General features: G+C 56.7%; 10 protein-coding genes and 1 pseudogene. 2 read left to right on the top strand and 9 right to left on the bottom strand.

The window, feature by feature from the left end:
• Nucleotides 1-173, top strand: a pseudogene (locus J7382_RS16495) (FAD-binding protein); the annotation flags it as partial.
• Between the two features lie 144 nt (nucleotides 174-317).
• Here the strand turns inward: J7382_RS16495 and J7382_RS16490 are convergent.
• From J7382_RS16490 to J7382_RS16475, 4 genes are read right to left on the bottom strand one after another with little or no spacing between them, the layout of a single operon-like run.
• On the bottom strand, nucleotides 318-1,592 hold the full coding sequence (locus tag J7382_RS16490) for a glycerate kinase (protein WP_209070098.1): 1,275 nt from the start codon (nucleotides 1,590-1,592) through the stop codon (nucleotides 318-320).
• Complete coding sequence (locus J7382_RS16485) at nucleotides 1,589-1,900, bottom strand: Dabb family protein (protein ID WP_209070097.1); 312 nt, start codon at nucleotides 1,898-1,900, stop codon at nucleotides 1,589-1,591. Before J7382_RS16485 ends, J7382_RS16490 begins: the two co-directional genes overlap by 4 nt.
• Before the next feature lie 49 nt (nucleotides 1,901-1,949).
• Complete coding sequence (locus J7382_RS16480; protein ID WP_209070096.1) at nucleotides 1,950-2,720, bottom strand: enoyl-CoA hydratase/isomerase family protein; 771 nt, start codon at nucleotides 2,718-2,720, stop codon at nucleotides 1,950-1,952.
• Nucleotides 2,717-4,300 (bottom strand): acyl CoA:acetate/3-ketoacid CoA transferase, encoded by a 1,584-nt coding sequence (locus J7382_RS16475; RefSeq protein ID WP_209070095.1) that lies wholly within the window; start codon nucleotides 4,298-4,300, stop codon nucleotides 2,717-2,719. Before J7382_RS16475 ends, J7382_RS16480 begins: the two co-directional genes overlap by 4 nt.
• Before the next feature lie 144 nt (nucleotides 4,301-4,444).
• On the opposite strand from J7382_RS16475, the gene J7382_RS16470 reads away from it, so the two are divergent.
• Nucleotides 4,445-5,263 (top strand): aldo/keto reductase, encoded by an 819-nt coding sequence (locus tag J7382_RS16470; protein ID WP_209070094.1) that lies wholly within the window; start codon nucleotides 4,445-4,447, stop codon nucleotides 5,261-5,263.
• A 178-nt stretch (nucleotides 5,264-5,441) separates the two neighbouring features.
• Here the strand turns inward: J7382_RS16470 and J7382_RS16465 are convergent, their stop codons facing one another.
• The 5 genes from J7382_RS16465 to J7382_RS16445 form a co-directional block, all read right to left on the bottom strand.
• Nucleotides 5,442-7,043, bottom strand: a complete 1,602-nt coding sequence (locus tag J7382_RS16465; protein WP_209070093.1) for a GMC family oxidoreductase N-terminal domain-containing protein — start codon at nucleotides 7,041-7,043, stop codon at nucleotides 5,442-5,444.
• A 98-nt stretch (nucleotides 7,044-7,141) separates the two neighbouring features.
• Nucleotides 7,142-8,644 (bottom strand): aldehyde dehydrogenase family protein, encoded by a 1,503-nt coding sequence (locus J7382_RS16460; protein ID WP_209070092.1) that lies wholly within the window; start codon nucleotides 8,642-8,644, stop codon nucleotides 7,142-7,144.
• Nucleotides 8,645-8,694: 50 nt separating this feature from the next.
• Entirely contained in the window at nucleotides 8,695-8,994 is a 300-nt protein-coding gene (locus J7382_RS16455; protein WP_209070091.1) for an antibiotic biosynthesis monooxygenase, read from the bottom strand.
• The gene (locus J7382_RS16450) at nucleotides 8,994-9,563 is read right to left on the bottom strand and encodes an NAD(P)H-dependent oxidoreductase (RefSeq protein ID WP_209070090.1); all 570 of its coding nucleotides are present in this window, start codon (nucleotides 9,561-9,563) and stop codon (nucleotides 8,994-8,996) included. The genes J7382_RS16455 and J7382_RS16450 overlap by 1 nt, the downstream gene beginning before the upstream one ends.
• Before the next feature lie 22 nt (nucleotides 9,564-9,585).
• Nucleotides 9,586-10,605 carry an alcohol dehydrogenase catalytic domain-containing protein gene (locus J7382_RS16445; protein WP_247745066.1) on the bottom strand — a complete coding sequence of 340 codons (1,020 nt, stop codon included), beginning with the start codon at nucleotides 10,603-10,605 and terminating at the stop codon, nucleotides 9,586-9,588.
• Between the last annotated feature and the right edge of the window lie 12 nt (nucleotides 10,606-10,617).

Here is a 10,617-nt window from a genome sequence, read left to right as displayed (position 1 = left end):
ACATCGCAGCAGGGATCTCCGGCGCCATTCAGCACCTTGCGGGCATGAAAGACTCCAAGATCATCGTTGCGATCAACAAAGACGAAGAAGCGCCCATCTTCCAGGTGGCCGACTACGGTCTGGTGGCCGACCTCTTTGAGGCCGTCCCTGCCCTGACCGAGAAACTCGGCTAAGCCACAGCGCTTGCTTCAAACCACAAAAAACAAAAGGCCCGCCACATCGGCGGGCCTTTTTGCATGACTTAAGTGGAGTGGAGTTGGACAGAAAAACCCGACCTCCGAAAAGGTCGGGTATGCACGCAGGAGAAACATCCCCCATCAGCGGATCAATATAGCTCTGAAATCATTCACATTTGTGCCCGTTGGGCCCGGAGAAAACAAATCTGACACCGCCTCAAACGCGCGATAGGCGTTATTGGTCGTCAGATCTTGCGCTGGATCCCGCCCCGCCGCGCGCATGCGCGCCGCCGAGCCACCATTCGCAAAGGCACCCGCGTTGTCTTCAGAGCCATCAATCCCATCCGTATCCGCCGCAATGGCGCAGATGCCATCGATGTCCTCAATTTCCTTCGAAAATGACAGCAGAAACTCACTGTTGCGTCCACCTTTGCCCCCTGTTCCGCGCAGGGTCACCGTGGTTTCCCCTCCCGACAACAGCACCACCGGTGCCGCAAAGGGCCGCCCTTTCATGGCTATGTCCCGCGCCATAGCCGCATGCACCTTGGCCACTTCGCGCGCTTCACCTTCGATGGCGTCAGACAGGATCACCGCCGGAACACCAGCTTCGATAGCGGCCTGCGCTGCCGCTTCAAGCGAAAGATCCGCAGAGGCGATCACCGTGACCGTGTTTTTCTGCAGCTCCAGAGCGTCCGGCGCCGGTGCCTGCGCTTCGTCAGAAGCGATATGTGCCAGAACCTTTTCAGGCAGAGCGATGGCGTGGCTCTGGATCAGGTCAAGCGCCATGGCTTGGGTGACATCATCGGGCACGGTGGGGCCAGAGGCCACCTGTGCGGGATCGTCCCCCGGCACGTCAGAGACCACAAAACTCACCACTTTTGCGGGAAAAGCCGCAAGCGCGAGACGTCCGCCCTTGATGCCACTGACGTGTTTGCGAATAGCGTTCATCGCCGAGATTGGCGCGCCTGACGCCAGCAAGGCGGCATTCATCGTCTGCTCGTCTTCCAATGTCAGCCCTTTGGGTGGGCATGGCAATAATGAGGACCCTCCACCACACATCAGCGCCACAACAAGGTCATCAGGACCCAGCCCGTCAACCGCATCAAACAACGCGTGGGATGCATCAAGACCAGCTTCGTCCGGCACCGGGTGTGCCGCTTCCAGAACCTTGATATGCGCGCAAGGGGTGGCATACCCATACCGCGTGACCACAACCCCGGACAGAGGGCCGTGACCGGCCTCCTGCCAAAGGGTTTCAAAGGCCCGCGCCAATTGCGCAGCCCCTTTGCCGGCCCCGACCACAACGGTGCGCCCCTTGGGAGGAGATGGCATATGTGGCTGCAATGCCTGATAGGGATCTGCCGCGGCAACCGCTGCCTCAAAAAGAGATGTCAGAAAAGGCGCGTCTTGAATCATAGAACAATATCGCAGACAAACACGCCTTCTGCGCCCCCTTCCAGACAGTCCACAATGCGGCCTCCGATGGCCTTATGTGTGGCATCTTCTAGATAGACATCCCGCACGGAGGCGTCGGCAAAATCAAACCAGAACATATCCAGAAAGTTACGAACCAGTGGCGTTTCGACCGAGACATTCTCCCGATGCTGAAAATCAATAATGCCGTCTATATGGTTGGAAAGGGACGCCAAATCCAGATAAAGCGCGCGCTTTTGAGCCTCAGAGATGTCCGCGCGAAAGCGCAGGTAGACGAGATGACGGATCATGGTTTCCTCCCAATATGATCTTGACCTGATAGATGTCGCAGCAGGGCGTTCAGCGCTTCCAGAAATCTGGCTTTTGACGCTCTTTGAAGGCATCCAGCCCCTGTTTGAGTTCAGGGTGCGAGGCCGCGATGCGCCCTGCCATGGCATCCACGACGCGTTCGCGCTCTTCTCCTTCGGCAAAGTTGATCATCATCTTTGCCATCTCCGTGGCCACAGGCCCCCGATGACGCAGATTGCGCGCCAGAGCCTCTGCCGCCAGATGGCCTTCGCCTCGCGGTGCAATGTGATCCACCAGCCCAAGTGTCAGCGCTTCTTCAGCAGAGAACATCTCACCAAAGAGGGTCATGCGCCGCAGGACCTGCGCCCCAAAGCGACGGGCGGCGCGCTGCGTACCGGACCAGCCGGGAATGACCCCCAGCCCGGGCTCTGGCTGACCAATGCGGATGTGGTCTTCAGCAATGCGCAGATCCGCACAGGCTGCGAGCTCAAGCCCCCCGCCAAGGGCATGACCATTGAGCACGGCGATGACAGGCTGGCGCAGACGCGCCAGCGCATCAAGTGCCTGATGTCCGTCGCGCAACCAATGGCGCGAGAAGTCCTGTGCAGACAGATCCGACCAGGCATCGATGTCGCCGCCGGCGCAAAAGGCACGCCCGTCACCACTGAGGATGACCACATGCGCCTCCTCAGCGCGCTCGATACGGCGACAGACCAGCAGGAGATCATCCATCATATCCTGTGTCAGCGCATTCAAACGCTCTGGACGTGACAAGGTCAGATGGGCAATGCCCTCTGAGATCTCAAGCCGGACAAAGGTCATGGACGTGCCGCCAGCTCAAGCCCCATGAGCGCCGGATTAAACAATACGGCATCCATGGCTTTGAGATCATCTGCCACCAAGAGTTTTGTCGCCGACTGACCCAGAACGTCCCGTTGCAAATCAAGACCTGGCGCAATTTCTGTGACCATAAGTCCCTGATCGGTCAGACGGATGACACAGCGCTCCGTGACATAAGTGATGTCTTGCCCCTGTGCGCGGGCGCGTTTGCCAGAGAAGGAAATCTGATCTACCTCTTCGACAAATTTGGCAACTTTGCCTTCCTGCAGGATCTTCAGAGCTCCATTTTCAATTGTCATCTTAGCACCTGCGTTGAAGTTGCCGGAGAAGACAATCTTACGTGCCCGCGTGGTAATGTCGACAAAGCCACCGGAGCCTGCTGTCCGGTGCGGGATTGCCGAAAGCCGAGAGACGTTGACAGAGCCGTGCTTGTCCACCTCAAGGAAAGACAGCAGCGAGGCGTCAAATCCGCCGGCCTGAAAATAGCAGAACTGGTGTGGTGATGCGACGAAGGCCTCGGCATTGGCGGAGCAACCAAATTTGAAATCCAGCAACGGCACGCCGCCCACTGCCCCCTGCTCGATCATCCAAGTCACAGAGCCGTGCAGCCCCTCCTCGACCAAAATGCGGGGCACATTGGCGGAAATGCCGAAACCGATGTTGACCGCCCAACCATCTTTCAACTCCTGAGCCACGCGGCGCGCGATCACTTTGCCAACGTTGAATTCGGCTGTACGGAAGCTGTTTAGCGGGCGGATCAACTCACCTGAAATGGCCGGGTCATAGGCGGTGGCCGTTGTCTGCAGTTGATCTGGAGCCTCAACGATCGCGTCGACCAAAATGCTTGGCACATGGACATCATGTGGGCGAATAGAGCCTTCGGAAGCGACGCGTTTGACCTGTGCGATTACCACACCGCCGTTGTTGCGCGCAGCGAGTGCCATTTCCATCGCGCCAAGATAGGCCCCTTCCTGCTCAAAGCTCAGGTTGCCCTTTTCATCAGCTGTGGTGGCCCGGATGATGGCCACATTGGGTGCAATCGCTTTGAAGTAGAGCCAGTCTTCTCCGTCAAAATTCTTCCGCTCCACAATGGCTTCCTCGCGGGCGGATTGATTCATCGCGCAACCTTCGATCTGCGGATCCACAAACGTGTCCATACCCACTTTCGTCAGCACGCCGGGGCGTTTGGCGGCGGCCTCGCGCAGCATGTCAAAAATCACGCCAGAGGGCACGTTATAGGCGCGCAGCTGTTCTGCGGTGATCATTTGCCAGATCCTGGGGGGCTCCGCTTTGGAGGGACCGGAAGGATAAGAGCCACCAATGATACGGGTCAGCAGGCCAGGCTTGGCGATGTGATCCACACCTTTGGTGCCAAACATGTCCCCTGCCGCGATCGGATGGATGGAGGTCAGATTGCGCGGGGCGCCCTCTTCATCAAATCGCTCCCCCAAACCTTGCAGAACCGCATCGGGGCAACACAGGCCGGAAGAGGAATTCACGGCAACAGTCGCCCCCTCAGGAACAAGGTTTGCTGCCTCGCGTGCGGTCATCAGCTTGGTCATTCGACTCTCATATGTAACTAACTGGTTATATATTGATATGACTCAGAGGGGGGTGAAAATCAACCGGAAAACAGCCATCACTTTTGTTTGACGGCAACTTAAGTAACTATTAAGTTACTTATAAATCTGTTAGGGAGGTTCGCCGTGAACATCTATTTTCAAGGCACAAATCAACGTACTTTTGGCACGTTCCCATTGACTGGGGGCGAATTGCGAGACGCCATGACACATGCAGCGGAAGTGGGCTATCGGTCGTTTGACACCGCTCAAATGTATGGAAATGAAGAGGAAACCGGCGCCGCTCTGGCAGATCTTGGGTTTGGACGGAATGAGATTTGCGTCACAACCAAAGTGCACCCGGACAACTTCAGACCAGAGGCTTTTCTGCCCTCTGTTGAAGAGAGCCTGAAAAAGCTGCAGCTGGATTACGTTGATGTCCTGCTACTGCATTGGCCACCCGCAGATGGCGACATTGCCCCCTCTCTCAAACTGCTGGAAGCTGCCCACAAAGCAGGGCTTGCCCGCAATATCGGCGTGTCTAACTATACGGCTCAGATGATGCGCGATGCCCGCAACATTATCGAGACGCCGATCACTACCAATCAGGTGGAGTTCCACCCTCTGCTCAATCAGGATGCGCTTCTGGATGCGGCCGTTGAAACGGGCATTCCCCTCTCCTCCTATTGTTCGGTGGCACGTGGCGAAGTCTTCAAACATGCCATTTTTGCCGAAATCGGAGCCAGCTACAAAAAGTCAGCCGCGCAAGTGGTGCTACGCTGGATTTTGCAGAAAGGAGTTTCCATCAACACCATGTCCACCAAACGCGCCAATATCGAAGCCAATTTTGATGTTATGGATTTCACACTGTCCAATATCGATATGGCCCGAATTGATACAATGACGCAGGTCGATTTTCGCATTGTGACCAGTGACTTGGTGCCATGGGCACCTGAGTGGGACTGATCGGCGACACAACCCTCAAAGCACACAACAAACGCGCCCGCCAATTTGGCGGGCTTTTTCATGAGACCACGTCATCATGCGACATATGCAGCGGTCCAAGCAAAAAGGCGATGCCCGCGAGGACGTCGCCTTGTCAGTTTTTGCGCTGTGCCCGACTGCAGGGAGGTACCAGCTTGGATCAGTGATTACCTCGGATCATATCAGCAGCCTTTTCCGCCATCATGATGGTGGGCGCATTTGTGTTGGATCCGATCAGGCTGGGCATAGCTGAGCTGTCACAGATTCTCAGACCATCAATGCCATGCACGCGCATTTGCGGATCTACAACTGCCATATCATCCACCCCCATTTTGCAGGTGCACGTTGGGTGATAAGAGGTGCGTCCATATTGGCGCGCATAGGCTTCATAGTCCGCCTGTGTTTTCACGCTGTCATCGGGGAAGCGAATTTTGCGGATGTATTTTTGCAAACTTGGCTGGCTGAATATTTCAACCGAGTGTTTGACGCCTTCCACCGAGATCGCAAGATCATCCGGATGACCAAGGAAGTTCGGATCCACCAGCGGCAGATCAGACACCTTGTTAGACCTCAGACGCACAGAACCACGTGCCTTTGGGCGCAGCGTGTAGGAATTGAGCGTGATACCGGAGCTGCCTTTGGGAACACTTGGCACCCCGGCTTCTGCGCCTGCTCCGGCGAGGAAATGAAACTGCAGATCCGGCACTTCTGCGGATTTGTCACCATACCAGAAGGCCCCGCCCTCCACCACGTTAGATGCCACGGGCCCAGAGCCAAAGAGATAGTACTGCATCCCTGCCCAAAGCGCCCAATGCGGTTTGCCATATTTGTCCAGACTTTGATGACCATTAAGCTCAGCGACAATGTCGACGCCGAAATGGTCCGTCAGATTTTCACCCACGCCGGGAAGATCGTGGACAACATCGACACCAACCTCTCGCAGATGCGCTGCGGGGCCAATGCCGGAGAGTTGCATCAATTTGGGGGAGCCAATAGCACCTGACGTGACAAGCACCTCCTGATCCGCTTGTACGATGGTCTTGTTCCCACCGCGCACATATTCCACACCGATGGCGCGCCCGCTTTGGACAACGATGCGATGCACCTCACAGCCGGTTTCCACTGTCAGGTTGCGTCGCCCCATCACCGGCTTCAGGTAGCCAACGGCGGCTGAACAGCGTTTGTTGTTCCAGATCGTGGCCTGATAGACACCTGTGCCTTCCTGCACGGGGCCGTTGAAATCAGGGTTATATGGCAACCCAGCCTCTTGTGCGGAGCGCACAAAAGCACGGGTCATCTCCTGTGGCGCGCTGAGATTGGACACCCCAAGCGGGCCGTCGGTGCCATGCCAGTCACCGGAGAGGATTGCATTGCGTTCAGAGCGGATAAAGTACTTTTGGATCTCGTCAAAAGACCAACCTTCACAGCCTTCTTCCTTTGCCCAGCGGTCATAATCCACCGGATTTCCACGGGTGAACACCTCCGCGTTGATGGAACTGCCTCCACCAATGACACGCGCCTGAGCATAGGGAATTTCACGATGATTCGCATGGACTTGCGGTACGGTGTTGAAGCCCCACGTATGGGGGCCATCCGTCATCTTGGCAAAGCCGACCGGCATATGAATCAGCGGATGACTATCCTTGCCGCCCGCCTCCAGAAGCAGCACGCGCACTGCGCTGTTTTCGGTCAGGCGGTTGGCCAATACGCAGCCTGCTGATCCGCCCCCAACGATCACATAATCATATCCAGCCTGTGCCATTGCGGCCCCCATTTGCCATGTTCTTATGTCAGCCCCGCCGCCCGTTTCCAACGGCGGAGCAAAGTTCAGTCGCTCAGATCGCGCGGGATCAAAACGTGTTACGCCACCCAGTGGTTGCGCTTGCCAAACTCGATATGGATCGATTTCAACTGCGTATATTCTTCAACCCCATGCATGCCTGCCTCACGCCCCCAGCCAGACGCCTTGAAGCCGCCAATCGGCAGCTCTGGCCCGCCAGCCAAGGTGGTATTGACCCAAAAGCGTCCAGCCTGAACACGCCGCGCCACGGTCAGCGCCTTGTCGATGTTTTTACTCCAGACGCTGGCGGCCAGACCGTATTCGGTGTCATTCGCGATGGCGATGGCTTCGTCCATATCGTCAAAAGGCATGACACAGAGCACCGGACCAAAGATCTCCTCACTGGCTACGGCCATATCGCGCGTAACATTGGTGAAGACGGTTGGCTCGATGTACTGGCCCCCGGAAATCTCAGGCGTTCCGCCACCGGAAATCAGCGTCGCGCCCTCCTCCTGCCCTTTGGCGATATAGGACAGGATGGTGCGGTTTTGGGCATCTGTAGTAATTGCCCCGGCTTGCGTGGCTTCATCCAATGGGTCGCCAACGCGAACCTTGCGCAGTTTCTCGGCGACTTTTTCGGCAAACACATCGGCGACGGAGCGCTCCACCAACAAACGAGAACCGGACACGCAACATTGGCCAGTATTGAAGGCAATGCCAAAAGCGACGCCATCTGCCGCATCATCCAGATCGGCATCGGCAAAAACGATCTGTGGGTTTTTGCCACCAAGCTCCAGACCAAGCTTCTTGAAATTGCTTTTCCCAGAGGCTTCTACAACGGAGCGGCCCACTGCGGTGGACCCCGTGAAGGACAGCATATCCACATCCATATGTTCAGCCAACTTCTGGCCAATCACGCTGCCGGAGCCGGTGATCACATTGAAGACCCCATCCGGCAGGCCCGCATCAGACAGGACCTCAGCGAGCATCAGCGTGGTGACAGCCGTTACCTCAGAGGGCTTGGCAACGATCGTGCAGCCGGATGCTAGGATATACGGCACCCGTTCACACAAGATCAGGAACGGGAAGTTCCATGGGGTAATCAATCCGACAACGCCGATGGGTTCGCGGGTGACAATGCCCATGGCACCATCACCCGAGTTATTGAAACTATCGCCATGAAGCGCGCGCGCCAGACCGGCGGCAAATTCGAACATGCCGATACAGCCCCCAACCTCAGCCCGCGCCTGAGAAATGGGTTTGCCGTTTTCCAGTGTTTCCCAATAAGCAATTTCTTCCGCACGTTCGCGAATAAGCTCAGCGGCTTTGAGCAATACCGCCGCACGTTCCGCACCGGGCAGCCCAGCCCAGCGGCGATCATCAAAGGCCTTGCGCGAAGATGCGACCGCTGCATTCAAATCAGCCTCGCTACAGCGAGGCAAACGTGACACCGGCACCCCATGGCCCGGCGAGCTACGTTCAAATACATCGCGCTCTCCGGCGGGCACAAAGGCACCGTCCAGAAAGAAACCGAAATCACGCGGCGCGCTTGGCGGGGTCAGGATGGGGCTGGAATTGTCCATGATGTCCTCTGTATTGAATGCGCCCGACGCCATAGGTCGGGCGCCAGATCTTAGTCTTCGATTGACGAGAGCGCGCGCACAACCAAGGGGGTTGCCTGCATCGCCTCAAGCTTTGGGCCCCAGATGGAGAACCAATCCTGAGCCAGATGGGTGTCCAGATCAGCCTGACTGCTCCAGACTTCGACAATGGTCATTTTTGTGGCAGACGTGCTGTCCCGCCAGAGCTCATATTGTTCACAGCCCTGCTCGCTGCGTGAGCGAGTCATGAACTCTTCGCGAAACATCGCGACAAACTCTTCTATGCTGTCGGCTTTGACATCCAGTTCTACCAAGAGGCGTGCTTTTGCCATCAGTCTGCGAGCTCCCAAAACCGTTGATATTTGGCCTCCAGAGGATGCAGTTCCTTGCGCCCATCCATGTAGTAGCCCACCCATTCTGCCAGACGCTGACCTGCGCGACGGCAAGCCTCCTTGGCATGATCCGCACGGGGCTCTCCGGCCACCACCGCGCCATAGTGCAGGCTTTCTTTCTTTGCGACATAATCGGTGATGCCAAATACGAAATACCCCATATTCATCATCATAAGGCTGAGCGCGTTACAGGTCAGCTCACCTCCGCCCCCCAAAGACCCGCCAGAGGTGAAGGGAACCGCAAATTTGCCATCGGTCTTGAACCAGATATCGGCCACACGCGTGTCCCACCACTTCTTCATTTTCCAGGAAATACCAGCAAAATGTGTAGGACACCCAATGGCGATGCCGTCTGCCCAAAACACATCTTCGGTTTCTGCCTCATCCACATGGCGCACGCGCACTTCCATGCCGTCCACACGCTCAATGCCTTCTTGCACAAGGGGCACCATGGATGCAGTGAATTTTCGATCGCTTTCGCTGTCATAGATGATCAGGATCTTTCCCATTATGTCCTCCCAGACTCTTTGATCAGATGACGATCTGCGTCTTCAGGTCCTCAGGGCGCGTAGACAATGTGTCAAACGCCTCCTGAATCTCCTCCAACCTGTAAGATGCAGCTGTGAATAGTTGGGTCTTGATGCGCTCATGGATCAGCAACGTAAGCGCGTCATGCATATCCTGCCCCATCCCGGCGACGGAGCCTTTGATGGAGTTTTCCTCAAGGATGGTCTGCACGATGTTGAGATCAAGCGTATCTTCAGGCCCGGAAATACCAAAGGCCGCGATATGGCCACCTTTGCGGATCAACCTAGTTGCCTGTTGATAAAGTGCAGGCAATCCCACGCTTTCGATCACCACATCCGCACCGCGCCCGTCGGTTTTTTCCCGCACGAGGGCCTCCAAAACGGATGGATCAGTGACGCCATAGTCCGCGCCAGCCTCCAGCGCCATCTGCACACGGTCTTCTGACAGATCGGCGACGATGATGGGGGCTGCGCCAATGGTGCGCAGCAGTTGCACATGCAGGTTGCCAATCGGACCGGCACCCAGCACGACAACCGACTGGCCAAAGGTGATGTCCGCCTTGCGTGCGCAGCGTACAACGCAGGCCAACGGTTCTGTGAGCGCCAGCACTTCAGCCGCGACACTAGAAGGTGCCGGGATCACAAGGCGGGCCGGAACCGCAATATACTCTGCAAAGGCTCCATCCATTGTGATGCCCATCTGCTGCATCTCTGGACAGTTCAGGATTTCATTGCGGCGGCACCAAAAACAGCTGCCACAACCGATGTTCATGTCCACCACAACTGGCTGCTCCATTGAGAGGCCAGTGACGCCCTCTCCCAGCTCCGCAATCACACCGGTGAATTCATGGCCGGGGATCATCGGCAGGTTTTCTGCCGCATAATGCCCGTTGAAGATATGCACATCCGTTCCGCAAATGCCCACACGCATGATGCGCACCAGCACTTCATCTCGCTCAGCCTTGGGCCGTGGCACATCTTTGAGTTCAAAGCGCCCCGGCGAGGTGAGGACCGCAGCACGCATTGTTGCGTTCGT

This window comes from Shimia sp. R11_0 (assembly GCF_017744035.1).
GTDB classification, from domain to species: Bacteria; Pseudomonadota; Alphaproteobacteria; order Rhodobacterales; family Rhodobacteraceae; genus Shimia; species Shimia marina.
The sequence above is the reverse complement of the archived record's forward strand: the minus strand, read 5'-3'. Positions and strand labels throughout refer to the sequence as shown.

Bases quoted from the DNA above. Each gene is read 5' to 3' on its own strand.
- J7382_RS16490 (WP_209070098.1), bottom strand. From the start codon at position 1,592: ATGATTCAAGACGCGCCTTTTCTGACATCTCTTTTTGAGGCAGCGGTT.
- J7382_RS16485 (WP_209070097.1), bottom strand. From the start codon at position 1,900: ATGATCCGTCATCTCGTCTACCTGCGCTTTCGCGCGGACATCTCTGAG.
- J7382_RS16480 (WP_209070096.1), bottom strand. From the start codon at position 2,720: ATGACCTTTGTCCGGCTTGAGATCTCAGAGGGCATTGCCCATCTGACC.
- J7382_RS16475 (WP_209070095.1), bottom strand. From the start codon at position 4,300: ATGACCAAGCTGATGACCGCACGCGAGGCAGCAAACCTTGTTCCTGAG.
- J7382_RS16465 (WP_209070093.1), bottom strand. From the start codon at position 7,043: ATGGCACAGGCTGGATATGATTATGTGATCGTTGGGGGCGGATCAGCA.
- J7382_RS16460 (WP_209070092.1), bottom strand. From the start codon at position 8,644: ATGGACAATTCCAGCCCCATCCTGACCCCGCCAAGCGCGCCGCGTGAT.
- J7382_RS16455 (WP_209070091.1), bottom strand. From the start codon at position 8,994: ATGGCAAAAGCACGCCTCTTGGTAGAACTGGATGTCAAAGCCGACAGC.
- J7382_RS16450 (WP_209070090.1), bottom strand. From the start codon at position 9,563: ATGGGAAAGATCCTGATCATCTATGACAGCGAAAGCGATCGAAAATTC.
- J7382_RS16445 (WP_247745066.1), bottom strand. From the start codon at position 10,605: ATGCGTGCTGCGGTCCTCACCTCGCCGGGGCGCTTTGAACTCAAAGAT.